At 37.2% G+C, this 26,020-nt stretch carries 25 protein-coding genes, 2 tRNA genes and 3 riboswitches; of the genes, 19 read left to right on the top strand and 8 right to left on the bottom strand.

Translation table 11 applies throughout. The features are described from left to right. The first annotated feature begins 62 nt into the window (after positions 1–62). The 4 genes from GJU32_RS14285 (at position 63) to GJU32_RS14270 (ending at position 2,130) form a co-directional block, all read left to right on the top strand. Positions 63–139: transfer RNA gene (locus GJU32_RS14285), tRNA-Asn, on the top strand. A 1-nt stretch (position 140) separates the two neighbouring features. Then, positions 141–212: transfer RNA gene (locus tag GJU32_RS14280), tRNA-Glu, on the top strand. 314 nt (positions 213–526) lie between these two features. Next, complete coding sequence (locus GJU32_RS14275) at positions 527–1,573, top strand: nitric oxide synthase oxygenase (RefSeq protein WP_155592632.1); 1,047 nt, start codon at positions 527–529, stop codon at positions 1,571–1,573. Between the two features lie 26 nt (positions 1,574–1,599). Beyond that, positions 1,600–2,130, top strand: coding sequence for a hypothetical protein (locus tag GJU32_RS14270; RefSeq protein WP_155592631.1), 531 nt, complete (start codon positions 1,600–1,602; stop codon positions 2,128–2,130). 66 nt (positions 2,131–2,196) lie between these two features. On the opposite strand, the gene GJU32_RS14265 is transcribed toward GJU32_RS14270, so the two are convergent. After that, on the bottom strand, positions 2,197–3,405 hold the full coding sequence (locus GJU32_RS14265) for a CynX/NimT family MFS transporter (protein ID WP_155592630.1): 1,209 nt from the start codon (positions 3,403–3,405) through the stop codon (positions 2,197–2,199). A gap of 177 nt (positions 3,406–3,582) precedes the next feature. Next, positions 3,583–3,759: riboswitch (Lysine riboswitch) on the top strand. 82 nt (positions 3,760–3,841) lie between these two features. On the opposite strand from GJU32_RS14265, the gene GJU32_RS14260 reads away from it, so the two are divergent. From GJU32_RS14260 to GJU32_RS14240, 5 genes are all read left to right on the top strand, one after another. Next, positions 3,842–5,305, top strand: a complete 1,464-nt coding sequence (locus tag GJU32_RS14260) for an amino acid permease (RefSeq protein WP_155592629.1) — start codon at positions 3,842–3,844, stop codon at positions 5,303–5,305. Positions 5,306–5,484: 179 nt separating this feature from the next. After that, positions 5,485–6,177, top strand: a complete 693-nt coding sequence (locus tag GJU32_RS14255; RefSeq protein WP_155592635.1) for a response regulator transcription factor — start codon at positions 5,485–5,487, stop codon at positions 6,175–6,177. A gap of 4 nt (positions 6,178–6,181) precedes the next feature. Continuing rightward, complete coding sequence (locus GJU32_RS14250; protein ID WP_155592628.1) at positions 6,182–7,117, top strand: sensor histidine kinase; 936 nt, start codon at positions 6,182–6,184, stop codon at positions 7,115–7,117. Positions 7,118–7,253: 136 nt separating this feature from the next. Continuing rightward, complete coding sequence (locus GJU32_RS14245) at positions 7,254–8,177, top strand: ABC transporter ATP-binding protein (RefSeq protein WP_155592627.1); 924 nt, start codon at positions 7,254–7,256, stop codon at positions 8,175–8,177. Then, entirely contained in the window at positions 8,170–8,859 is a 690-nt protein-coding gene (locus tag GJU32_RS14240) for an ABC transporter permease (protein ID WP_155592626.1), read from the top strand. Before GJU32_RS14245 ends, GJU32_RS14240 begins: the two co-directional genes overlap by 8 nt. A 492-nt stretch (positions 8,860–9,351) precedes the next feature. On the opposite strand, the gene GJU32_RS14235 is transcribed toward GJU32_RS14240, so the two are convergent. Then, a complete protein-coding gene (locus tag GJU32_RS14235; protein ID WP_155592625.1) occupies positions 9,352–10,617 on the bottom strand; it encodes an Nramp family divalent metal transporter in 1,266 nt (421 codons plus the stop codon). 211 nt (positions 10,618–10,828) lie between these two features. Here GJU32_RS14235 and GJU32_RS14230 point away from each other — a divergent pair, with 211 nt between their 5' ends. From GJU32_RS14230 to GJU32_RS14200, 8 genes are all read left to right on the top strand, one after another. After that, the gene (locus GJU32_RS14230) at positions 10,829–11,524 is read left to right on the top strand and encodes a response regulator transcription factor (protein ID WP_155592624.1); all 696 of its coding nucleotides are present in this window, start codon (positions 10,829–10,831) and stop codon (positions 11,522–11,524) included. Beyond that, a complete protein-coding gene (locus tag GJU32_RS14225; protein ID WP_155592623.1) occupies positions 11,514–12,809 on the top strand; it encodes a HAMP domain-containing sensor histidine kinase in 1,296 nt (431 codons plus the stop codon). The genes GJU32_RS14230 and GJU32_RS14225 overlap by 11 nt, the downstream gene beginning before the upstream one ends. Beyond that, the gene (locus GJU32_RS14220; RefSeq protein WP_155592622.1) at positions 12,806–13,477 is read left to right on the top strand and encodes a PepSY domain-containing protein; all 672 of its coding nucleotides are present in this window, start codon (positions 12,806–12,808) and stop codon (positions 13,475–13,477) included. Before GJU32_RS14225 ends, GJU32_RS14220 begins: the two co-directional genes overlap by 4 nt. A gap of 90 nt (positions 13,478–13,567) precedes the next feature. Continuing rightward, positions 13,568–14,092 (top strand): PepSY domain-containing protein, encoded by a 525-nt coding sequence (locus GJU32_RS14215; protein WP_155592621.1) that lies wholly within the window; start codon positions 13,568–13,570, stop codon positions 14,090–14,092. 222 nt (positions 14,093–14,314) lie between these two features. Continuing rightward, a riboswitch (cyclic di-AMP (ydaO/yuaA leader) is annotated at positions 14,315–14,465 on the top strand. 118 nt (positions 14,466–14,583) lie between these two features. After that, on the top strand, positions 14,584–16,407 hold the full coding sequence (locus GJU32_RS14210) for an APC family permease (RefSeq protein ID WP_155592620.1): 1,824 nt from the start codon (positions 14,584–14,586) through the stop codon (positions 16,405–16,407). A gap of 164 nt (positions 16,408–16,571) precedes the next feature. Then, positions 16,572–16,673, top strand: a riboswitch (purine riboswitch). Beyond that, positions 16,642–16,788, top strand: coding sequence for a hypothetical protein (locus GJU32_RS23415; protein ID WP_230875050.1), 147 nt, complete (start codon positions 16,642–16,644; stop codon positions 16,786–16,788). It overlaps the preceding riboswitch by 32 nt. A gap of 21 nt (positions 16,789–16,809) precedes the next feature. After that, the gene (locus tag GJU32_RS14205; RefSeq protein ID WP_155592619.1) at positions 16,810–17,394 is read left to right on the top strand and encodes a xanthine phosphoribosyltransferase; all 585 of its coding nucleotides are present in this window, start codon (positions 16,810–16,812) and stop codon (positions 17,392–17,394) included. Next, the gene (locus GJU32_RS14200) at positions 17,394–18,692 is read left to right on the top strand and encodes a nucleobase:cation symporter-2 family protein (RefSeq protein ID WP_155592618.1); all 1,299 of its coding nucleotides are present in this window, start codon (positions 17,394–17,396) and stop codon (positions 18,690–18,692) included. The genes GJU32_RS14205 and GJU32_RS14200 overlap by 1 nt, the downstream gene beginning before the upstream one ends. Positions 18,693–18,913: 221 nt before the next feature. On the opposite strand, the gene GJU32_RS14195 is transcribed toward GJU32_RS14200, so the two are convergent. After that, positions 18,914–19,069 (bottom strand): hypothetical protein, encoded by a 156-nt coding sequence (locus GJU32_RS14195; RefSeq protein WP_155592617.1) that lies wholly within the window; start codon positions 19,067–19,069, stop codon positions 18,914–18,916. A 196-nt stretch (positions 19,070–19,265) separates the two neighbouring features. Here GJU32_RS14195 and GJU32_RS14190 point away from each other — a divergent pair, with 196 nt between their 5' ends. Next, positions 19,266–19,787, top strand: a complete 522-nt coding sequence (locus GJU32_RS14190) for a DUF2179 domain-containing protein (protein ID WP_155592616.1) — start codon at positions 19,266–19,268, stop codon at positions 19,785–19,787. A gap of 51 nt (positions 19,788–19,838) precedes the next feature. Here the strand turns inward: GJU32_RS14190 and GJU32_RS14185 are convergent, their stop codons facing one another. After that, on the bottom strand, positions 19,839–21,128 hold the full coding sequence (locus tag GJU32_RS14185) for a DUF2252 domain-containing protein (protein ID WP_155592615.1): 1,290 nt from the start codon (positions 21,126–21,128) through the stop codon (positions 19,839–19,841). Positions 21,129–21,310: 182 nt separating this feature from the next. Here GJU32_RS14185 and GJU32_RS14180 point away from each other — a divergent pair, with 182 nt between their 5' ends. Then, a complete protein-coding gene (locus GJU32_RS14180) occupies positions 21,311–21,877 on the top strand; it encodes a YitT family protein (RefSeq protein WP_155592614.1) in 567 nt (188 codons plus the stop codon). 35 nt (positions 21,878–21,912) lie between these two features. Here GJU32_RS14180 and GJU32_RS14175 read toward each other — a convergent pair whose 3' ends face one another. From GJU32_RS14175 to GJU32_RS14160, 4 genes are all read right to left on the bottom strand, one after another. Then, on the bottom strand, positions 21,913–22,809 hold the full coding sequence (locus GJU32_RS14175; RefSeq protein ID WP_155592613.1) for a DMT family transporter: 897 nt from the start codon (positions 22,807–22,809) through the stop codon (positions 21,913–21,915). Positions 22,810–22,911: 102 nt separating this feature from the next. After that, complete coding sequence (locus tag GJU32_RS14170; protein ID WP_155592612.1) at positions 22,912–24,072, bottom strand: PucR family transcriptional regulator; 1,161 nt, start codon at positions 24,070–24,072, stop codon at positions 22,912–22,914. Between the two features lie 171 nt (positions 24,073–24,243). After that, entirely contained in the window at positions 24,244–25,662 is a 1,419-nt protein-coding gene (locus GJU32_RS14165) for an amidase (RefSeq protein WP_155592611.1), read from the bottom strand. Beyond that, a complete protein-coding gene (locus tag GJU32_RS14160) occupies positions 25,652–25,837 on the bottom strand; it encodes a hypothetical protein (RefSeq protein ID WP_009373346.1) in 186 nt (61 codons plus the stop codon). Before GJU32_RS14160 ends, GJU32_RS14165 begins: the two co-directional genes overlap by 11 nt. Positions 25,838–26,020 lie beyond the last annotated feature (183 nt).

Genomic DNA, 26,020 nt, shown 5'->3' with positions numbered 1-26,020 from the left:
TTAGAGCGCACGCCTGATAAGCGTGAGGTCGATGGTTCGAGTCCATTTAGGCCCATCATTATTCCGAAGTAGCTCAGTTGGTAGTAGCACCTGACTGTTAATCAGGTTGTCGCAGGTTCGAGTCCTGCCTTCGGAGCCATGGCCCCTTGGTCAAGTGGTTAAGACACCGCCCTTTCACGGCGGTAACACGGGTTCGAATCCCGTACGGGTCATCAAGCATGTAGCACAGTATGTGTTACATGCTTTTTTCTTTTATCAATAAATCATATACTAGTAAAGAGTGAAACTACGAAACCGATATCAATGGTTCAGTAGTTTTTTTACATGTCTAGTATTTTTTTCCTTTCTATATGATGTCTTCCTCTTGTTTTCCTTCTGCATTCACAAAATCATCTAATCATGATTCAATTCGTTATAAATTTGAACAAACTATTTCATATATGCAATATGTATGTTTTTTTAATGGCTATTTTCGTGGTGCTTGTCGTTTTGTTCCTCTAATATGAGGATAAGTGGAGGAATCGAAATGAATATACAGGAGATCCAGCAATTTTTAAGTTTATATCAGGTAGAACAAAATGAATCAGAACGTTGGTTAGCAAATAGATTACAACAGATTAAGAGTGCAGGTGAATATTATCCAACAACAGAGGAGCTAATTTTTGGTGCACGGGTGGCATGGCGTAATAGTAACAAATGTATTGGTCGTCTGTTTTGGCAATCATTGCATGTAGTAGATGCACGTGGTGTTTTAGATGAAAAGGATATTTTTCAAAAATTACTGGAGCATATCGTTTATGCAACAAATAATGGGAAGATCCGTCCAACGATAACAGTGTTTGCTTCAAATAGAGTACGTATATGGAATCATCAGCTAATCCGTTATGCAGGCTATGAAACAGAAGCCGGTGTTATTGGTGATGCACAGTCTGTTGCTTTTACTAAAGAATGTGAATCGTTAGGCTGGAAAAGTGAGAGAACACCATTTGATGTGTTACCTCTTGTTATACAAGTAGATGGGCGAGCCCCACAGCTGTTTACAATTCCGGCAGAATATATTTTAGAGGTGCCAATTCGTCATCCAGAGTCAATGGACGTGGAGAGATTAGGAATGAAGTGGTATGCTGTACCCATTATTTCGAGTATGCGTTTTCAAATGGCAGGTATTGATTTTCAAGCTGCACCATTTAATGGCTGGTACATGGGGACAGAAATTGGTGCACGTAATTTAGCAGATCATGAGCGTTATAATATGCTACCAGCAATTGCAGAGGTTTTTAATCTTGATACAACCAAGCAAGCCTCACTTTGGCGTGATCGTGCATTAGTGGAGCTTAATATTGCTGTACTTCATTCTTTTAAAGAACAAGGCGTGAGCATTGTTGATCATCATACAGCTGCTCAGCAGTTTAAATTGTTTGAAGAAGCAGAGGTATCAGCAGGACGAGACGTTACAGGTAACTGGACATGGCTAATCCCACCACTTTCGCCCGCAACGACTCATATTTTCCATAAACCTTACGTCAATATTTATCATACACCAAATTATTTTTATCAAAAGCCATGCTATTAGCTGATTGTGGAGAGGGCCGATACGCTATGCTGAATGAGCAAATTCCTAATATCCCGTGGTTACAATTGACGACACCTTATGGTAGAGGAACGGCTATCCCTCAGCTGATTGAACAGGAGGATTATACAGAGCTAGCTGAGTTAGTGGAGCATCAAGGAACACTGTGGCAAGTTACACCATGGGTTTTGCTTATCCTTTTAAAAAAGCTTGCTAGCAAAAATATAGAGGATGTCTCTGTACAAGAAGTAGAGCTTTATTTAGCTGTGGCACATGCGATTTCTGAGGATTATCTAGACCCAGCATATTCAGTTCAAACGATGCAGGAGCTGTTAGATGTCAAATACTTATGGACGGATCACGAAGATGATGATGAGCTGGAGTGGGAGGAACAAACGCCAAAGGGCTATGAGCAGAAACCTTTTACAAGCTATTATTATTTTAGTTATTTACTCTTACAAGAGGCTGTTCCTATTTTTACAGCCGTTACAGCTCATAACAAAGAAACAGCGGACTGTCTTGATGAGCTGCTAACCTTATTACAGCAATCGAACAAATAAAACGTCTATACCTATATAGAAATAAAGCAGATAGGGATCATGAGCCGTTATCCCATCTGCTTTATTTTAATGGACGTATTCGTTTTTAGAAGCCCTCATTGAGCAAAAGCAAAGCATGGTCGCCACAACTACAAAGAGCCAGCCTACACTATTCCAGCCTCCAAATACATCGTGCAAGTAGCCAAAAAGTATAGGACCAATTGCAGCAAATAAATAACCAAGAGATTGTGCAAATCCAGATAAATCAGCTGCTTCAAATGCAGTACGAGTGCGTAGTGTAAAAAACATCATCGCTAATGCGAATGAAGAACCGCCTGCTAAACCTAGAAGAATCATCCACAGTACGCCAAGACTTGTCCATTCCATTACAACGCCAGTAAAGCCTACTAAATAGAATGCTGTAAACATCACTACAAGAGGTCGTTGTGATGTCATTTTACCTGCAATAATGGGTACAGCCAATGCCATTGGAACTTGTGAGAATTGCATGATAGAAAACATCCAGCCAGCTTTGTCAGGAGCCAATCCTTGCGCGATGTAGATTTCAGGAATCCAAGCTGCAGTCGTGTAGAATAATAAAGATTGTAAACCCATGGCACCTGTTACAGCCCATGTGACAGGCGATTTCCATAACGGGGTAACTGACTTTTTAGATGTAGTAGCTGGTTCTGGATTATTAGATTTCAATTGAGGTATCCATATTAAAATCGTTGCTACAACTAGCACAAGAGCAATGGCCAAAGCTCCTTGCCAACCTAAAGACGAATTCGCGATAGGATAGCTGATACCTGCGCCAAGCCCAGCAGTTAAATTCATGGACATGGTGAAAAAAGCCATTAGTAAACCTACATGGTATGGAAATTTCAATTTTAATAATCCTGGAATGAGTACATTGCCAAAAGATATTGCAACTCCAATTAGCACAGTACCAAATATAAGTAACCCTGTTGTACCAAGTGAACGTAGAACAATTCCCATGGCCAACAGAATAGTTGATAAAAATAATGTTAGCTCTAGCCCTAGTTTGCGTGCTACAACTGGTGCAAATGGTGATATGATAGCAAAAGCAAGTAATGGAATAGTTGTTAGAAAGCCGGCTAGTACATTAGATATACCAAGATCGTAACGGATAAAGGATATAATCGGACCAACAACAGTTAGTGGCATTCGTAATGTAGAGGCTATAAAGATAACCCCAAAGACTAAAAGTAAGGTCGTTCCCTTCCAGCTAATTTTTTTACTTGGATAACTAGTGGAATGATCATTTGTAGTCAAAATAAATCCCCCCTGTTAATAACCATTCTAATTGAACTACTATAACACTGTATCACACAAATAAAAATAGTAGAAGATTCGTAAAATACAGAACATTTGTCGTTGTATTGAAATGTCTATGGTCTTATGTTAGTATAATAAACATCATAAATTTAATAATTATATGCCTCATGTTTGTATTGAGGTAGAGGTCGCGATATTTATAAGTAAGCTAATTGAAATGACAAGCATTGAAGAGATTAGCTGAAAGGAAATATTGCCGAAGCGTGAGGGGACTTGAAAACCTTATGCTGGGGCTGTCTCCGAAAGGAACAGAACTGTCACGTTTGTACAACGTGTTGAGCTATCGTTTAGGAAAAACTGAGGATTAACTTAGCCATCACATTGTTCTTGTGATGGCATTTTTTTGCCTCATAAATAGGAAGGAAGCTATATCGTGAGTGAAATAAAAGTAAATCAGCTCGGCCATAAAGCACCGAAGCTGAAAAAAGAATTAAAAAGCCGTCATATCACAATGATTTCTTTAGGCGGTACAATTGGTACGGGGCTATTTCTAGCCAGTGGTGGTGCCATTGCACAAGCAGGTCCTGGAGGCGCATTGCTTGCGTATGCCTTAATCGGTATTATGGTGTACTTTTTAATGACAAGCTTAGGGGAGATGGCTGCCTATATGCCATCATCAGGTTCATTTAGTACGTATGCAACAAAATTTGTAGATCCGGCTCTAGGCTTTGCATTGGGGTGGAACTATTGGTATAACTGGGCAATTACGATTGCGGCAGAAATTGCGGCAGTGTCATTAATTATGAAATATTGGTTCCCAGATAGCTCATCAGCACTTTGGACAGTCTTATTTATAGCTGTTGTGCTGACGTTTAATTTACTCTCTGTAAAGAGCTATGGTGAAAGTGAATATTGGTTTGCTATGATTAAAGTAGTAACGGTCATTGTTTTTATTATTATTAGCTTATTAATGATTTTTGGTATTTTAGGTGGGCAAGCACCTGTAGGCTTTACAAATTTCTTTATTAGTGACGGGCCATTCCATGGTGGTTTCCTTGCTACATTTGGTATTTTCCTTGCTGCAGGATTTTCATTCCAAGGAACAGAGCTACTTGGGATTACGGCTGGTGAAACGGACGATCCTGGTAAAAATATTCCGAAGGCCGTTAAATCGGTATTCTGGCGTATTCTTTTATTCTATATTTTAGCAATTGGTGCAATAGGGATGTTAATTCCATTCACAGATGATCGCTTACTATCAGAAGATATCGCAGTATCACCGTTTACATTAGTGTTTGATCGCTTAGGCATTGCCTTTGCCGCTTCATTAATGAATGCCATTATTTTAACGGCTATGCTGTCAGCTGGAAATTCAGGGCTATATGCATCGTCTCGTATGTTATGGCAATTAGCAGTAGATGGGCATGCACCTAAATTTTTTGCAAAACTAAGTCGCCGAGGTATTCCAATTTATGCATTGATCGCAACATTAGCTGTCGGTTGTTTAGCATTTTTAGCATCATTCTTTGGTGATGGGGTTGTTTATATCTGGCTTTTAAATGCCTCTGGAATGTCTGGTTTTATTGCATGGCTTGGTATAGCATATAGTCATTATCGTTTCCGTCGAGCTTTTGAGGCACAGGGCTTAGATCCAAAGTTATTACCTTATAAAGCAAAATTGTATCCGTTCGGACCACTATTTGCCTTTACGGTTTGTATGATTGTTGTCATTGGACAAAATTACACTGCTTTTACGGGAGATAAAATTGATTGGTACGGAATTCTAGTATCTTATATTGGCATCCCATTATTTTTACTGTTATGGTTTGGATATAAAATTAAACACAAAACAAAAATGCATCCACTTAATGAATGTGATTTAAGGGTGGAGGATTAAATAATTAAGCTGTTCCGTAAACCATTGAAAATGATGGTTTACGGGACAGCTTTTTTAGTAAGATACATTTAACATTAATTAGAAAATAGCGCTAAATAAATATCATATATATGGTAGTATACTATAGATATGGAAAGTATTATTTCTCATGACTTTCTAGTGGGGAGAGGTGCATGAAAATGCAAAAGCATATTTTACTAGTAGAAGATGATGATGCCATTCGTGAAATGGTCGAAAATTACTTATCAATGGAAGGGTTCACTGTCACAACTGCAATCAATGGTGAAGACGCATTACAAAACTGTTTAAATCAATCTTTTGATTTAGTCATTTTAGATATTATGCTTCCTAAACTTAATGGATTAGAAGTTTTGAAAATCATTCGAGAGCAGGAGGCACTTCCTATAATCATTATGTCAGCAAAAGTTAGTGATGTTGATAAAGCATTGGGTTTAGGATTAGGGGCAGATGATTATATTGCTAAACCCTTTTCTATGCTGGAATTTTCAGCACGCGTGAAGGCAGCCATAAGAAGAGCAACAAAATATTCTGGCCGTGCTGATAGCAAGCAAGAGGTACTAGAGATTGGTAATTTAAAGATAGATATTGTTAATTTTTCAATAGACAGAAATGGACAAGAAGTGAAACTGACATCAAAGGAGTTTGCCATTTTAAAGTTATTTGTGACAAACCGCCAGCGAGTTTTTACGAAAGAGCAAATTTATCAGTTAATATGGCAAGATACCTACTATGGTGATGAAAATATTATTAATGTACATATAAGAAGATTACGAGAAAAAATTGAAGATAACCCATCCAACCCTCAATATATAAAAACCCTGTGGGGGATAGGTTATAAGTTTGAAGGATAAAAAAATGATGATATTACTATTGCTCATTATTGTATTACTTATCGGGATTAATATTTTTCAATGGAGAGTAAAGAAAGAACAAAATAATACGATTCAATACATACATGGAAAACTACAAGCGATTGTTAATGAACAAACGAATGAAAAGATTTTAGTAGCTACTACAAATCCAGAAATTCAGCAGCTCCTTATTGCGGTGAATGCTTTACTGGACCACAATCAAAAAGTTCAGGCAACACATCAAAAAATGGAAGATTCGATGAAAAGGATGCTGGCGAATATTTCGCATGATCTTAAAACGCCTTTAACAGTTGTATTAGGCTATATTGAAATGCTTCAGTTTCCTAGCTCTCTAAGTGAGAAGGAACGGCAACGATTACTCACTGGTGTTCATGGTAAAACATTAGAAGTATTAAAGATAATTCATACATTTTTTGATCTGGCGAAATTAGAGGCTGGAGACACAGATTATCCAATGACTAAAGTCAATGTTAGTGAAATTTGCCGAAAAAATGTTTTATCATTTTACGATATAATCACGTCGATGGGATTAGATATCCATATTACGATACCTGAAAATTCTATGTATGCGCTTGGCAATGAAGAAGCATTAGATAGAGTTTTAAGCAATCTACTATCCAATGCTATTGCTTATGGAGCAGATGGCAATGTGATGGGGGTAAACGTAAGAAATGATGAAACTAATATTTATATTGATGTGTGGGATTGTGGCAAGGGCATTGATGAATATCATATTGATAGTGTTTTTGAGAGAATGTATACGCTGGAGGATTCCCGAAATAAATCCTTCCAAGGTAGTGGGCTGGGTCTAACAATTACAAAGCGACTTGTAGAAATAATGAATGGCTCGATCCGTCTTTCGAGTATTCCCTATAAAAAAACCATTTTTACAATTGCTTTGAAACGGATGATGTATTGATTCTATCATGCTTGTAGAGCTCTCACTGCTTTACAGGCTTTTATTATGCTCTTAAGAAATTTGTAAGGATCAAGTAATAAATTAGAGAGTTTCATTTCCTATAATGAAAATAGCCACAATTGAGGGAGAGATTTACATGACATACCTTGTAAAAACAAATCAGCTTACGAAAGTGTACGATGGAAAAGAAGTAGTTTCTGCTGTCAATATGAACGTCAAGAAGGGAGAGATTTATGGATTTTTAGGTCCCAATGGTGCAGGTAAAACTACTGTTATGAAAATGCTAACGAATCTAACGAAGCCAACCAGCGGAGATATTGAAATATTTGGTGAGAAATTGTCCAACCAATCCTATGAAATTTTAAAAAGAATGGGGACGATTATCGAATATCCAATATTCTATGAAAAGTTGACGGCTAAAGAAACCTTGGAACTGCATTGTGACTACATGGGTTATTATGATAAAAAGGAAATTACACATGTGCTTAATCTTGTGAAATTATCCAATACAGAGGATAAACGGGTAAAAGATTTTTCTCTAGGGATGAAACAGAGATTGGGCATTGCACGTGCCATTATTACAAAACCAGAGTTACTTATTTTAGATGAACCAATTAATGGATTAGACCCAATAGGAATTAAAGAGTTAAGAGAGCTTTTTAAAATGCTCTGTAAGGAGTATGGGATAACAATCATTATTTCGAGTCATATTTTAGGTGAAATTGAACAGCTGGCAGATACGATAGGTGTTATCAAGAATGGTAGGTTAATCACTGAAGTAGCAATGGATTCAATCAGTCGCAATCAAGCAGACTATATTGAAGTGATAGTGAATGATGGAAAGAAAGCGGCCTTTATTATTGAAAGCGAATTGAAAATTGCTAATTTCAAGCTAATGGATGATAACTCTATACGTATTTATGATTCGACAGTATCCCAACAAAGCCTAACAAGAGCATTAATTGAACATGACGTTGAGATAGAGGAGATTAGCAAAAAAACAAGCTCATTAGAAGATTATTTCCTAAAGTTAATCAATGGAGGGGTTGTCCATGCTTAATTTAATGCGTTTAGAAATGAAAAAATATCATTTAGGCTCATATGTTAAAAACGCTGTTATAGCAAATCTAGTCATTCTTGGATTGATGTTTATGATTTTATTTATCTCTAAAATAGAAGGAGACCCAGGGCTTGAAAATTATGAGGTTGCTTTAAGTGTCATTGATTCATTTGTAAGAGCCGTCTTTATTATTTTTGCTGCCACATTAATAGCTAAATTGATTATTGGAGAATATAAATTTAAGACAATCACACTAGCCTTTATGTATCCTATAAGTAGAAAGAAGTTAATCGCCGCCAAGCTTGCTATTGTAATGCTATTTACTTTTAGTATGATCATTATTTCCAATGCTATTATTACAACTATTTTCTGTATTGTTAGCGATAGATTTGAATTAATTCCTGATGTGCTATCAAATTCATTAATCATACAACACATCCCTTCTGTATTTATGAATGCAATTGCAGCATCGGGTATAGCTTTAATCCCATTGTATTTCGGTATGAGAAAATACTCCATTCCAACAACGATCATTTCATCTATTTTTATTGTAGCTGTGACTTCATCCAATACAGGTAACTTTACTTTGAACGATATTATTATTATTCCAATTACTTTAGCAATTATAGGTCTCGGGATTGCCTATTTAGCCATTCGAAATGTGGAGAAGGTCGACGTCTAATCAAATAAAAAGCAGGTACTCTCTACAGTCTTTTTTCTTTTACAATGAAATAAAGTAAAGCCGTTGATTTCCACTACGGGCGGACGCTTTCCGCGGGAGTCGCCGCCCTTCATTCCAATCAACTTCTACATAAAGAACTCCTTATTCATATGTTGATAAAAAGTAAATTTTCGAGGTGATTAACCATATGACGAAGAATCATAGCTAGAGGCTGCTATTGATTTTTCTTTCATATATCCGCGTAAAGAAAACTATTGAGTATGTCTTTGCGGATGCTTACTTTGCTACCACGAAATTAAAGAAACTGGCTACTCGGAATGGCAGGCAACTTAAAAGAATTCTTATGCTTGGAGATTATGTTTAACGGGTAGAAAATCACCATTTTTAAACATACTCATAGAAGAAAAAAAGACAAAAGGAATCGAGTATGAACTTCTCGATTCCTTTTGTGGACAGTCTGAAGCAGGTAATCTCTAGAGTGCCTGTTTTCTATTATCCAAATATTGTTTCCCACAGTAAATAAATATTCAATGTAACGACAATGCCAACTACAAACCAGCCTAAAATCGTTGTAATACGATGGTTGACTAGGCTACCCATGATGTCTCGTTTACTAGTAAACATAACAAGAGGGACAAGTGCAAATGCAATACCGAAGGATAAAACAACCTGACTAAGAACGAGAGCATAGGTTGCATTTACACCAGATGCAATGATTGCTAACGGAGGGATCATGGTAATCGCTCTACGTAAATAAAGTGGTATTTTTCTTCGAATGAATCCTTGCATGACTATGTCACCCGCTAAAGTACCTACAGAGGAACTAGCTAGCCCTGCAATGAGTAAACCAAGACCAAAGGAAATGGCTGCCATTGGGCCGAGAGCATCTTTTAAGCCGTTAAAGGCTACATCTAAATCTTCTACTACCATGCCTTGTGTGTGGAAGACTGCTGCGGCAATAATTAACATACTCATGTTGATGGCTCCAGCAATAACCATAGCAATGATAATATCAATAAACTCAAAACGGAAAATGCGTTTTTTTTCAGCATCATTACGACCTATAATACGACTTTGCGTTAAAGATGAGTGTAAGTAAATAGCATGAGGCATGACAGTTGCTCCTAAAATACCTGTAGCAAGTAAGAGCGAGTCTACACCGTCGAACTGAGGTGTGAACATGCCAATCGCTACATCACCCCATTCTGGCTGTGCTAAAAATGTTTGGAAAGCAAATGCTAATACGACAATTAAAACCATGCCAGAAATACCTGCTTCAAAGGCTCTAAACCCTCTTCTCTGAAGTTCTAAGATAGCAAATGAACCAACTGCTGTAATCAATGCTGCTGGAAGCATTGGGATATTGAATAATAAATAAAGACCTAATGCTGCTCCTATAAATTCAGCGAGGTCAGTCGCAATGATAACTAATTCAGCCTGTATCCATAAAAAAATGGATGTTTTTTTAGAAAAATGCTCGCGGGCTACTTCAGGTAAATTTTTTCCTGTCGCAATCCCAAGCTTTGCAGATAAAGATTGAATTAATACGGCCATTAAATTGGAAAAGGCTATAACCCAAAGTAACAAGTAGCCATATTGAGAGCCTGCAGTCATGTTAGTGGCAAAATTACCAGGATCAATATAGGCGACGGCTGCAATGAATGCAGGTCCTAGAAATGGTAAAAAGCGTCGCCAGCCTTTAATATCTCCATCTAAAACCGCCTCGGCAGACGATTTTGTGACTCGTTTGTAAACCATATTATTCCCTCGTTTCAAAAAGTATCGTTAATGAAATAAAGTTTCCTATAGGAAAATAAGATATTAGTATTCTAACGCTAGGATTTAAAAAAGTGAAGTGGTTTGTTTCAGTTGTTTTACATAAGTATGTGCAATTCTCATCATTTTCTAATTAGACTTTCACCACTAGCATCGTTTACGATGAAAAGAAAAGGATAAGGAATGATTCGACATGACCAATCGAATTTTAATTATAGAAGATGAAGAAAATATCGCGAGAGTGCTGCAGCTAGAGCTTCAATTTGAAGGCTATGAGGCAGAAATGGCCCATACAGGAACAGACGGCTTACTCCAATATCGTGAGCAACAATGGGATTTAGTCCTGCTAGATGTCATGCTTCCCGAGATGAGTGGTATCGATGTGCTAAAGCGTATTCGTGCAACAGAATCACAAACACCAGTTATTATGCTGACTGCCAAAAGTGAGGTAGAGGATAAGGTAAAGGGGTTAGATCTAGGAGCAAATGATTATGTGACAAAACCGTTTGAAATTGAGGAATTACTAGCACGTATTCGTAATGCTTTACGGTTTTCTCAAAAAGCTAGTCCACAGCAAGTTGCCATCACGTTTGGCCATTTATCTATAAATGAGCAAACAAGAGAAGTTGTTTATTATGGTAAGGGAATCCAATTGACTCCTCGTGAGTTTGATTTGTTGTTCTATTTATTAAAACACCCAAAACAGGTACTGACAAGAGAACAAATATTAGAGGCTGTATGGGGCTATGACTATTATGGGGATACAAATGTTGTGGATGTTTATATTCGTTATGTACGACAAAAGCTTGAGGCTGCTAATGAAACACCTATTATTCAAACAGTTCGTGGTGTAGGGTATGTGCTAAAGGAACATCGTTATGAGACTTAAAACGAAAATTCATCTATTAACAACATTATTAATGCTAGTTATTTTAATGGCAACTAATAGTGGAATTTATTTTTTGTATGAGAAATTTACCTATAATACGGAATATAACCAACTTCAGACACGTGCAAATGATCTAAGCTCTACATTAAGCCAGTTAAATGCTCAAACCAACCTACAGCAAGTATTAAGAGCATATATGCCGACAGAGGGTGCTATTTATATTTATGAGGGAGAGCGTTTGAAAACTAAGGTTCAGGCTTCACTCGAAATGCCAGAAGGTCCTTCCATTACCTATAAAATGCCTGCAATTTGGATAGACGGAACAGTTGTGGACATAACATTACAGCAATCCACAGAAGGAGTAAAGCGTACATTAGACTTGTTAAAAGTTATATTAGTAGTCGTTTCAGTCATTGCAACGATTCCAATCTTTTTAGCAAGCCTAGCACTTGGGCGACTTATTTTATTACCGTTAGAACGTTTAAATGCTACCATGCGTAAAAGTGCAACAACGGGAAATTACGAGAAAATGGAAATAAAAGAAAAGGGTGGAGACGAGTTAACAAACATTAACCGTACTTTTAATATGATGATGGAGAAGCTTGAGCAGCATTATCAAAAGCAACAAGAATTTGTGTCAAATGCTTCCCATGAATTGAAAACACCCATTACCGTCATTGAAAGCTATGCAAAACTACTCTTAAGACGAGGTTTTGACAATCGTGAAGTAGCTCAGGAATCATTACAAGCCATTGCCAATGAATCCTCACGCATGCATGATATGGTGCTGCAATTGCTAGAGCTAGCTAAAAATACCGAGCATCTGGACGTTCATTTTGAACAGCTAGAGCTTGCGCCGTTCTTAAATAAAGTTGCTTCACAAATGCAGCAGGCTTATCACCGTACATTTATAGTTGAGGTGGAAGTACCAAGATTTATTTACAGTGATGAAAAAATATTGAAACAACTACTCTTTATTTTGCTCGATAATGCTAGGAAATATAGTGAGGATGAAATACGTATTCTCGCAACAGAAACAACCAATGATGTACGCATTACTATTCAAGATTTTGGCATGGGTATACCAGCAGAGCATATTCCGCATTTATTTGAGCGTTTTTACCGTGTAACAGGAGATCGTAATCGTAAGACAGGTGGTTCTGGCCTGGGTCTTGCTATAGCCCATGAAATTGCAGAACAATTGGGGATAACGATAGTTGTGAAAAGTACACTTGGGGAAGGATCGAGCTTTACCCTATGTATACCAAAGGAGGGGCCGCAATGAAAAAGTGGATTTTGACGATCGTTGTTATTTTCCTTCTTTGTAGTGGCACGCTTTGGTTTATTCAATATCACTATTTTCATGTTGAACCGCTTAGCGAAGCGGAAGCTATTAGCCATATTGAAACAATCTATAAAGGTCATGTTACACAAGTGAAGAAACAAGAAAATACCTATGTGATGATCTTTACACGAGACAAAGTACAGTATACAGCTACACTCGATGTCACGACACAACAAGTGACTGATTTATCAGTGAAAGAAGGACAAACTAAACGGTTGTTAACCGAAAAGCAAATAAGAAAAATAGTCAAAAGTGAATATGACGATGTAGAAAGTGTCCTGTTAACCGATTCGGTTTATACGGTGCGTGTTGAAAAAGAGAAAAAGCAAAAAGATGTAACCCTAGATGGCTACTCGGGTGAAGTATTATCTGAGAAAGATGTGGAGCCACAAGAACAACCTGTTGAAGAGCCAATTATTTCTGAACAGCAGGCCATTCAAATCGCGCTTGAGCAATTAAAGGGTGAGGTGGACTCAGTTGATTTTGAAGAAACCTCAGAGGGTGGTTACTATTTAGTTGAAATTGAAACACAGGATGACGAAGCCACTTTTCAAATTCATGCTGTCTCTGGAAAGATTCTGTCCGTTACATGGGATGACGATCAATAAATCATTCTCATGAAATTCTAATGTTCCTCTTAGAGTTCTATCATCTTTGCTTGGTAAGCTAAGAATAGATAAAACAAAGGAGAGATGGACATGAAAAAAATGATTATGATTCCAGCATTAGTAGTTACACTTGGTGTAGGTACAGCGATCGGCTCGACAACATTATTATCAGGAAATGCTCAAGAGAAAAAGGTATTAACAATGCAGGAAATCGAAAAAAAGGCCTTAGCAGTAGTTGATGGGACAGTAGCGGATATTGAGTTTGACCAAAATAAATATCGCTCGATTTATGAAGTAGAGGTGCATACTGCTACAGAAGAATATGACTTGAAATTCGATGCCTACACTGGAAAATTACTAAAGCAGAAAAAAGAACGTCAAGATAACGATGATTGGGATGACAATATTCCAGCAGCCACAACGACTACTAAAACAATTACTAAAGAGCAGGCTATTGAAACAGCCCTAACAAAGGCAAAAGGTACAGTGACAAAAATAAAGCTTGATGATGGCATCTATGAAATTGAATTGAAAGACGGCCAGTATGAATATGAAGTAGATGTTGATCCAATTACAGGTAACATTATCAATTTTGAACAAGATATTGAAGACTAATATGGAGAGCTATCTTAAAAGTAGAGCATACTTTTAAGGTAGCTTTTGTTGTATCGCAGGAATTTACTTGGCATTTGAGGGTAAATGCATCTCTCCGTGTGTATGGAGTACTTACAATGATGTTTGCAAAAAGTCTATGTATTTCCCTAGTAAAAATGAAAAATTTTCTTCTTTACTTTTTCAATTGACAGGCGTAATATAACATCATTATAAAAGTTTCCAATTTCTAAATCGCTGAAGCAACTAAACGCGGGGGACCCATTTTTAACGGATGGCAAAAGCCATCCTTGGGGTGAATCTCTTCCAATTGGAAGGGTAGGGCTACTCAGGCCCGAATCCGACAGCTAACCTCGTAAGCGTTAAGAGCAGAAAAGAGAAGCTTGGCAGACGGATGAGCGTCTACAAGTCGTATTTAGTGATGACTTGTAGGCGTTTTTTGATGTTATTTAGAAACGCGAAACACAATCTATGAAACTAGAAGGTGTTTATCAATGAAATCCTCATTCAAACGTTATGTAATCGGAAAACCACTAAGATCCGATGCGTTAGGGGAACAAAAGCTTAGTAAAACAAAGGCATTGGCTATATTATCGTCAGATGCTTTGTCCTCAGTAGCCTATGGACCAGAGCAAATTTTAATTGTCCTTATGACAGTTGGTACTCTAGCGTTTTGGTATTCTTTACCGATTGCGGCTGGGGTCGTTGTTCTACTTGTGGCACTGATTTTATCCTATCGTCAGGTTATTTTTGCCTATCCACATGGGGGAGGCGCATATGTAGTATCGCGGGAAAATTTAGGAGTAAATGCAGGTCTCGTGGCTGGGGGGTCCTTACTCGTTGATTATATTTTAACAGTAGCCGTAAGTGTTTCGGCAGGTACAGATGCAATCACATCGGCATTTCCAAGTCTTCATCCATATAATGTACCAATCGCTATATTTTTCGTGATTTTCTTAACAGTTTTAAACTTACGTGGTGTAACAGAATCTGCATCTATCTTGGCCTATCCAGTCTATCTGTTTGTGGGCGTTATGCTATTGTTAATTGGGATTGGGCTTTACAATGTAGCAACAGGTCAGGTACCAGCAGAGCTGCATCCAAAGGTTGGGACTCCGGTTGCAGGGATTAGTTTATTTATTTTATTAAAGGCATTTGCGTCAGGAAGCTCAGCCTTAACTGGGGTAGAAGCGATTTCAAATGCCATTCCTAATTTTAGAAATCCTGCCCCAAACAATGCTGCTAAAACGCTTTTAGCAATGGGCGCCATTTTGGCAGTTTTATTTGTTGGTATTGTTAGTTTAGCTTATTTTTATGGGGTAGCACCAACAGCAGAAGCTACAGTGGTTTCTCAGTTAGCAGAAGCAAGCGTTGGTCGAAATCTCTTTTATTATATTGTACAGGGTACAACGGCAATGATTTTGGTGCTTGCTGCCAATACAGGATACTCAGCATTTCCATTGCTTGCTGTTAATTTATCGAAGGATGGTTTTATACCTAGAATATTCCAAATTCGTGGGGATCGCCTTGGTTATTCGAATGGCATTATGATGCTAGGTGTAGCTGCAATTGTCTTAATCATTTTATTTGAAGGTGCAACAGAGCATTTAATCCCGCTATATGCAGTGGGGGTATTTATTCCGTTTACATTAGCGCAAACGGGTATGATGCGAAAATGGTGGCGTGAAAAACCTAAAGGTTGGGTAGCTAAATTTACGATCAATACAATTGGGGCAGCTATCTCTTTCATCGTAGCAATGATGTTTTTTGTGACAAAAATGCCTCAAGTATGGCCGGTGTTTATCTTTTTACCAATTATCATTTTTGTATTCCATCGCATTAAGCACCATTATCAAGCCGTTGGAGAACAGTTAAGACTGAATTATGAGGAATTGGCTACTATTGAGGGGAATGTTTTCATTGTGCCAGTAGCTGGTTTTACGAAGGTAGTTGAAAATTCCCTACATTATGCTAGATCACTTAAGGTTGATAAAGTAATTGCCTTTTATGTAGCTTTCGATCAAGAAGAAGCAAAAGCTTTTGAAGAGAAATGGAAGGTTTGGCAACCTGATGTACGGCTAGTCACTTATTATTCACCCTATCGTAGTATTACACAGCCATTGATTAAATTTATTGATAAAGTAGAGCATCAATGTACTAAAACAGGTCATAAAGTAACAGTTGTTATCCCTCAATTTTTACCGAAAAAAGGGTGGCATCATATGTTACACAACCAATCGAGTCTACTTATCCGCACGACACTGTTATTTCACAGAAATGTCGTCATTATGACAGTACCTTTTCATTTATCAAAATAATACTAGCAAGCTAGAAAATAGTCTGTTATAATCAGTACGTTGATTGAAAACACGAACGTTTACAATTAAAAAGTTGCAGAATGCCATTGATTTCCGAAAAATTAAACTATTTTAGTGCGAGATATAGGTTCTTTACCGAATATAGTGATTAATTGGTTATTCTGATAGTTTCATACATTTTCACTCATATAATAGCGAGGATATGGCTCGCAAGTTTCTACCGATTTACCGTAAATGAATCGACTATGGGTAGCAATGCTTTTAGAGAACTTCAGTTTTAATGGTGTTTTCTATTCGTTTCGACGTTTTTACGCTGAATGCTTTGCTCCACTCGTAGCTGAATGGAATAAAGGTATTCAGCGTTTTTTTATTACTATTTAAAGAGAGAAGGATATAAAAGAAATGAAGTTATTACAGGACAAAATAATGCAAGAAGGTAAAGTATTATCGTCATCCGTATTAAAAGTTGATTCATTTTTAAACCATCAAATTGACCCAATGTTAATGAAGGAAATTGGCCATGAATTCGCTAACCGCTTCTCTGACCAAGTGATTACAAAGATTCTAACAATAGAATCTTCAGGTATCGCTCCATCTGTCATGTTAGGACTAGAAATTGGTGCGCCTGTAGTGTTTGCTCGCAAACGCAAATCATTGACACTTTCAGATAACCTTTATTCATCAAAGGTACATTCATTCACAAAAAATGAAACAAATGATATCTCAGTATCACGTAATTTCTTAAATGAAGACGATAATATTTTAATTGTTGACGATTTCCTAGCAAATGGTGAAGCAGTAAAAGGTTTACTTGATATTGCTGCGCAAGCCGGTGCCAATGTTGTTGGTGTGGGTATTGTAATAGAAAAAGGCTTCCAAGATGGTGGGAAATTATTGCGTGAGCAAGGTGTTCGCGTTGAGTCATTAGCAATTGTAGATTCTCTTGAAGACGGCAAAGTGACATTTGCTACGGAGGCTCGCGCGTAATGAATACCTTTAAATCAACGACGCTAGCGATTCAACATTTACTTGCAATGTATGCAGGAGCGATCTTAGTGCCACTGATTATTGGTGGAGCGATAGGCTTTGATTCAACTCAAATGACGTATTTAGTGGCGATTGATATTATGATGTGCGGGATCGCAACACTTCTACAAGTGTATTCAGGTAAATTTATCGGTATTGGTTTACCAGTAGTACTCGGTTGTACATTCACAGCTGTAAGTCCAATTATCGCTATTGGTACAAACCCAGAGCAAGGTATCACAGATATTTATGGTTCCATTATTGCATCTGGTGTAATCGTTATGATAATTGCAGGTTTCTTCGGTAAACTTGTGAAATTCTTCCCGCCAGTAGTAACAGGTTCTGTTGTATCAATTATCGGTATCTCATTATTACCAGTTGCTTTAAATAATATGGCAGGCGGACAAGGAGCAGAAGATTTTGCATCTGCCTCTAATGTCGCTTTAGCGTTTATTACACTCGTTATTATTTTAGTAATATACCGTTTTTCTACAGGTTTTGTCCGTGCTATTTCGATTTTAATCGGTATTGTAACGGGAACGATTCTAGGTGCATTCATGAATAAAGTTGATTTTAGCCCAGTTACTGAAGCCGATGCGTTGCATATGGTACAACCATTTTACTTTGGTATGCCAACATTTGATATTACCGCAATTATTACAATGACACTTGTAGCAATGGTATCTCTGGTTGAATCATCTGGTGTTTATTTTGCACTAAGTGATATTTGTAATAAAAAATTAGATTCAAAGGATTTAGCACGTGGCTATCGTTCAGAAGGTCTTGCTTCAGTAATCGGTGGGATTTTTAATGCCTTCCCATATACAACATTCTCACAAAACGTGGGACTAACGCGTATGTCAGGCGTTAAGGACCGTAAAGTTATTTACATCACAGGTGGTTTACTAGTAGCACTTGGCTTCCTACCAAAAATAGCAGCGTTAACAACGATTATTCCAACGTCTGTATTAGGTGCAGCTATGCTTGCGATGTTCGGTATGGTGATTACACAAGGTATGGGCATGCTTGTACCCGTTATGAATGAGTCAGCAGAGAATGCGATGATTGCTGCAATTGCAGTAAGTTTAGGTGTCGGTGTATCCGTAGTTCCTGGCATTTTTGATGCACTACCAACAAGCGTTTCAATCTTAACGTCAAATGGTATCGTTTGTGGTTCGGTGACAGCGATTATCTTGAATATTTTATTCAATATGATTGGGCCAAAGCATAAAAAAGACCCGATGCATGGGGAAGCGTAAAGAGAAAGTTAAATACCCCGCATATTTTGATGAAAAAGATGATGTCACCTCCTCTTAGCTAAGAGGAAGTGACATTTTAATTTGAAAAAGAACTATTTCACATTTTCATCAAACACGAGTCGAGACTTTTCGTCTTTGTATATAGAATAAGTCCACCCGCCATCTCTGAGTACTGTTTATTTTTACAAAAAACAAATAGGTTTGTTTATCAGTACAAACACTTACCCGAAAATAGTAGGGGATTTATTGTTATCGATACCACTATCAATAGCAATGACTTTCTCTTGTTCTGCTATTTTCTTATAATCATCACTCTCCACTGTTTTTGAATCATGGATTTTTTCTTCCGAATTTGCTTCGTACCATGGGTCAATCAAAAACCACTTTCCAAAAATATATAAATTTGTGCATATCACATCGCAATATAAGTGTGAAAATACACTAATAGTATCATTTGCGATGTTTAATATCGGGTTATTAGGGAATTTAAAAATAGGGTCGTTTTTAATAGAATGTAACTCTCTATTTCAACATACACTTATATATAACTACTTTGAGAAAGGTCTAGTACAAATGCAAAGTATCGTTTTAATTTTAATACTTCAATTAGTTTATGTACCTTTTTTAACATTACGAACAATATTTTTAGTAAAGAATATCACTTCACTTGCTGCGATATTTGGTATGCTGGAGATGTTAGTGTATGTATTTGGCCTTTCACTCGTTTTTAGTGGAAAACAAAGCATGTTAGCCATGGTCGTTTATGCAGTTGGATTTGGGTTAGGGATATTTTTAGGGGCCAAAATTGAGCGTAAGCTAGCAATAGGCTATGTCTATACAACCATTAATACGCAAAATAAGAATGAGGACCTGGTAAGATTTCTTCGTAATGAAGGGTTTGCGGTCACGATTTATGTTGGAGAAGGGCGAGATAGTAATCGCTATAAATATGAAATCTTAACGAAGAGAAATCGTGAAGGGGAGCTCTTTCAAATAGTAGAGCAATTTGAGCCCAATGCGTTTATTATCTCATACGAGCCTAAGTCATTTAAAGGCGGTTTCTTACTTGCTCGTATGAAAGCCAAGCAAAAGTAATTTTTATAGGTAAGGACCTCTGCTAAAAGCCGAGGTCCTTTTTTCAATAGCCTAATTAAATTTAACTTCAACCCAATTTTTAAATAAATCAAAATCTGTGTAAACCATTTCTTTGTAGCTCATGGCTTGTAAAATCGTATGTTCTACAAATACATTGCGTTCTTTGCCGATAGCTTTTAAAATTTCCTCCTCACTGTGGTAGGTAAAAACATGAGAATAATCAATATCAGCCCGTGCATGTATTTTTGCAGCAATTTGCCCCATGATTGCTGTTGTTGTAAAGTAATCCTCTAAATCCTTATAGTTTTTAGGCTTGATTTTCTTTTTAAACGGAGAACGTTCTCGAATATAAAATTCCTGTCCATTCATGGTGATATAGGATAAATGTGGGTCCTCTAAATGGTGCATGGCCTTTTGTGTCCCAACCACTCGCGCACCTTGATGTTCATAATGAGCCCAAAATAGTTCGTGATAAGGAAGGAAATAAGCCGGAATCGCTGTACGTACTTCCTTCATTTCGAGCACTAGGTCGTCCACTCCTGATGCATCTTTATCGCCTTCCACTAAGATATAGTAACGTTTTAAACCGATAGAAGCTGTGCCAGAGCCATACTTACAAGCAATATCCTTGATTTTATAAGTAGCGAGTGCTTTTGAAATGGCGCTATATTCCTCAGCGCTAACTGGTTGAATTTCTTCATTCCATAAGAATACGCGTTGTCCATCCTCGTTACTATACGAAATATCCTGTAGAAAATGGGATCGTTGGCGTTTCTCAAGCTTTTTCAATAGTTTTCTTGCTGGCCCTTTTGTATTGTCCTTTGTAAAAACCAGTGTTAGTGGATCATCCAGTTTGCGCTGAAATCGTTTTAGTTGATCGATATAGCTATTTAGAAAATGCTGGATAGCTGTTTCCTGAGCTGCATTATGTAAACCTTGCTCATCCAAATAAAGTGCAATGCTCACACTCATACGAGTAATATCATATAAATAAGAGCCGACATAGCCTTCATCAAAGTCATTGACATCAAAGACTATGGTGCCATCTTCATTTTGGAAAGCACCGAAATTGTCCATATGCATATCACCTTGAATCCAAGTGGGTCTTCTATCGGGTGTATGGAAGATTGAAGTAGTTTTTGTCATATCAAAATAAAATAAATAGGCACTGCCACGGAAAAAGCGGAATGGACTTTCAAGCATTTTACGATACTTTTCCAAACGCTGTGTATCTGTTAATTTCATTCTTTGAACGTCAAATTCCTCGAAAATCGTTTCTAATTGCCTCTGTCTTAAATTTGTTCTAGTATGTTTAACCTGTTCTAATAAAGCATGTTCCATTAAGTATTCCTCCTTTGTTAAATGAAAATTTACCTGTATATACGTTAAATAATGAAATAGGTTTCGAAGAAATTTAGCAAATGTACTCGATAAAAATCACTATTCATCTAGGGTTATTTCATAACATGTTCGATAACCTATTTTCATACTATAAGACATGCTCAGTCACGGAGGGGGGTTGTATGTATTTTAAAAAAAGTCTTGTCATTATAATAGGAAGTATTTCTTTGTCGTTAGGAATTAATCTATTCTTAACGCCTTATGAAATTCTAGATGGAGGAGTTGTAGGGTTAGCGCTAATATTACATTATTTATATAAGCTGAAAATCGGTTTAATGATCATTGTAATTAGTATTCCGATTTTTATTATTGCTTGGTTTAAATATAGAGCTTATTTTTACAATAGTGTCCATGGCTTAATTACATCTTCCTTTATAATCGATTTGCTAAAGCCGGTAAGAAATCTTGTTCATATCGATGCTCTTTACAGTGCCATTTTCGGCGGAATTCTTGTAGGTTTTGGTATTGGCTTGATGCTTCGATTTCAGACAAGCACTGGGGGGACAGATTTAATTGCTCAATTTATATGTGATAAAACGGGTATCAATGTTGGGATATTAATATTTTTTATTGATTCCATCGTCATTGTTGTAGGTGGCTTCTTATTATCCTCCACTACCTTTTTATTATCCATTATTACGGTATTAGTGGTGGGCATAACGACAAGCATTATTACTAGTAAAGTTTAATGACTATAAAAAATAGTTCCAGTATAAAACTGAAACTATTCGGGGTTTTGATTATCAAGTGTTTTCATAAGCTTCTTTTTAGGGTGTGCTGGTTTGACTTCTGCAATTAGTATAGCCAGTAAAATGAGTACTGCGCCTACAACCATTCGGCTTGTTAAGATTTCATGCAAGAAGATGACGGATAATACCATACCGAAAAAAGATTCAGTCGACAGGATAATTGCAGCCTTCGTTGCAGTTGTATATTGATTGGCCACATTTTGGAATAGGTAAGCAATGGTCGTAGAAAAAATGCCTAGATAAATAATAGAATAGATCGCTTCTTTTTCAAGCGAGGTAGGGATCTCACCTTGGCTAACGACAACAAGAACACCTATAAAGGAGGCCGTAAGGAATTGAATAATGGTTAGGGCAATAGCATCTTCCTTTTGAACAAAGAGGTTTGTACAAAAGATATCGAAGGCAAAAGCAACAGCACAAGCTAAAGAAAGTGCATCACCAATATTCATTGTCAATGTGCCTTGCAATGATAAAAAGCCGATTCCAACGATAGCTATAATCGAGCCGACTATTTCATAACCATCAATGCGGCGTTTATAAACCGCATACGCGATTAAAGGTACAATAATAACATTAACTGCGGTTAAAAATGCATTTTTAGACGGCGTTGTATATTGAAGCCCGACTGTTTGAAGGGCGAATGCTATATACAAAATGGTACCTAATAAAGCTCCCTTCCAAATTACTGATTTTGAAGCTTTTTTTAATCGAGAACCAAATAAAACTGTTAAAATAACTGAAGCTAATAAAAATCTACCAGCCATTACTTGATAAGCCGTTAAATATTCTAAGGCAATGGCCGTTATAACAAATCCACTACCCCACACGATTGCCGTAATCAATAGCATGCCATCAGCTATGTAATTTTTCATGTTTCTTCCTCCTAACTTCAATAGAATAGCATAAGGGTGAAGAAAAGAATTTGATTTTATTTCTAAATATTCAGGCGTTTTTTTGTACTTATTCCAAAGCGATTATTCTACATTCAATTTGCTGTGTAATAAGTACAATTTAACGGCTGCAGCTAAGCGTTCATAAAAAACATAATCATTATCTAGAGGCGCTACTAGTTGACGTATTTTAGCCATACGATAGCGGATTGTATTTGGGTGGCAGAAATGTGCTACAGCTACTTCCTTGATATTTCCCTTTTTCATGATATAGGTTATCGCAGTTTCCTTTAAATCTTGATCCGCCTTGTCTTCAAGTAAAGGAGCTAAAAAGGAATTGACGTAATCCATTGCAAATATTGGCTCTTTACGATGCAACTCGATTAATAAACGATCGGATGCGAGATTCTTATAATGACAGCTTGGTAGCATATCAATTTCAGCGAAAATACTGGCAAAAAAGGCTTCTCGTAAAGCAACAGGGCATCCTGTTTGGATTTCGTAGCAACCGCTATAGCCAAAAGTAATGCTATCAGTTGATATGGCGTATAATGCTAACCATTCATGTAAAACCTTTTCAAATTGAAATTGCTGAGATGTATGTGTCATGATGATAAAAAGGCTTTGTTTATAGGAACTAATCAAGCCAGATTTTACTAGAGGTTCTAACGATAAAAAGGTTTGCATCCAATTAGGGTGGATTGAATCCTTCGCTCGTAAATTTGCCACAAATACATACTTTTCAAAGGGTCTGTTGAGCTGCTGTAAAATGGACTTGATTTGCTCTTGTGCAACATCTTCCTCCATTAATCTTCGTAGAATAGTTTCTAAAAAGAACGAATAATCCTGTGTTTTGGCATAGGCCATCGTTTCTAAAATGATTTTTTCAAAAAACTCATCTCCACCAAATCTTAATATGGGGAAATTTTGTTCTTCGGCATAAGTTAAAACCTCTTCAGGCAAATTTTTAAAAATAACAGGTTTATAAGCTAATGCGCTTGCCCCAAGCTCAATTAGATTTTTAACAGCATTTAATAAATATTCAGGTTTTTGTTTTGCAAATAATAAACTGCTTAGCACAACACTGTTGGGAGTGAAAATCGTATCTCGGACATGGTGGATATCTGGTGAAAATTCAAAGTCTAAAATCTCTACATTTTGAACAGCTTTATGCAAACCGTTGTAACCAGCAACAACAGTGAAATCTTTTGTAATGGGTAGTTGTAAAAAGTTCTCTACATTCATGAGTACATCATTGCCTTTCCTGTAGTAAGCTACTTTCTTCTATTATAAAATTACTTGTTCATAAAAAACATTAATATTGCAATATTAGCATAGGTGATAGTACGCCAAACAAAAAAATCTGCTCATTCAGCGGAGTACCGTGAAGGGAGCAGATTTTTTAACACGTATTATTTAAATGTTAGCAAAAATATTTGGTTTCCTGTTTCTCAGTGGATTCGTTTGCTCAATGGCATACCCCACATTCAAAATGCGTCCTTCTTTAAAGGCAGGCCCTATAATCTGTAGACCTATTGGTAAGTTTCCTTTGAAGCCACAAGGAACGGAAAGGGCAGGTAAGCCTGTTAAGTTACTAGGACCTGTGAAGCGAATAATATTATCGATTAAATCCACTTTTTTGCCGTTTAGCTCTGCAAAATCATCACCGATCGTACTTGCTACAACAGGGAGAGTAGGGGTAATGAGCACATCTACCACATTAAAAATTTCTGTAAACTCCTGCTTGATTTGTCGACGCACCTGTTGAGCCTGTAAGTAATCGACTGCAGAAGGCAATTCACCAAGCTCAAATAGTAGGCGTATATCGTCTCCGAAATCTTGAGGTCTCTTTTGTAAATCGGAATGGTGTATAGCTGCTGCCTCGGATAGGGACGTAACCAACTCTGCCCATTCTGCATATTGTAAGGAAGGAATTCGGACTACTTCCACTTTTGCTCCTTGATCTACTAAGCTTTGAATACTTGCTTGAACAGCTTTTTCTACGTCAGCATCCACATTTTTAAAGAAGTATTCTTCATTAATGCCAATGACTAAGTCCTTAATATTGCCTGAAAGTTGCTGTACGTAATTGTCAGTTGGCACATCAATACAAGTAGGATCTCGATGATCAAAACCAGAAATGACTTCAAGCAAGCCCGCTGCATCTTTTACTGTCTTTGTCATTGGACCAATATGGTCTAAGCTCCAAGCAAGAGGGTAACAGCCGTATTTACTCACACGACCATGTGTAGGTTTTAAACCAACGATCCCGCAAGCTGAAGATGGAATTCGGATGGAGCCAGCTGTATCAGTACCAAGTGAAGCAACACTGGCTCCTGCTGCAACAGCTGCCCCAGAGCCTCCACTAGAACCGCCCGGAATTTTATCTAAATCCCATGGGTTACGAACTGGTCCATAATGAGGATTGTTATTGGTAATTCCCCAAGCATATTCATGCATACTTAATTTTCCAGTGAAAATAACACCAGCGTCACGAAGCTTTTCTACCACTGTTGCATCATAATCTGAAACGAAGTCCTGATGAATTTTTGAGGACATCGTTGTTATTTTATCTTTAAAATACAAGTTGTCCTTTAAGGCCATAGGAATCCCATGATACATTCCTTTATATTGGCCTTGGAGAATCTCCTGTTCAACTTCTTTGGCTTTTGCTAATGCCTCTTCCCGATAAAAGGCCATATAGGAATTTATTTTAGGCTGACTTTCCTCGGCAAAGTCTAAAATAGCTTTCGTTAATTCCACGGGAGATAGCGTCTTCGATGCAAGTAAAGGTGCCAACTCTTCAACGGATTTTAAATGTAAATCAGTTGTCAATGTGATCACCTCCAGGAATACTACGTACTGCGATATCTGCATCATCAATCGCAATACCTTCTAAATTGCTACGAAGTGATTGCATACCTTCCCAACGTGTTTTTAATAGTTCAAGGTGTTCAGGTTTCGGTGTAATTCCTTTGTTCTCCAATAATTGTTGAATAGACAAGCTCATTAACAGGATCCTCCCTTGAATGAATTTATATCTAAATAGGTTTCCCTACTAAGACCAATAAGGTAAAAACACAAAAAAATATAATAGGTAATATAAACCTATTATTACAATCATACACTAATAATAGTTTATATCAAATATATTATTTGTAATAGAGTGAATGTTGTGAAATATTAACTATTT

The organism is Lysinibacillus cavernae (assembly GCF_009724685.1).
GTDB lineage: Bacteria > Bacillota > Bacilli > Bacillales_A > Planococcaceae > Lysinibacillus > Lysinibacillus cavernae.
This window is presented reverse-complemented; position numbering and strand designations above follow the sequence as displayed.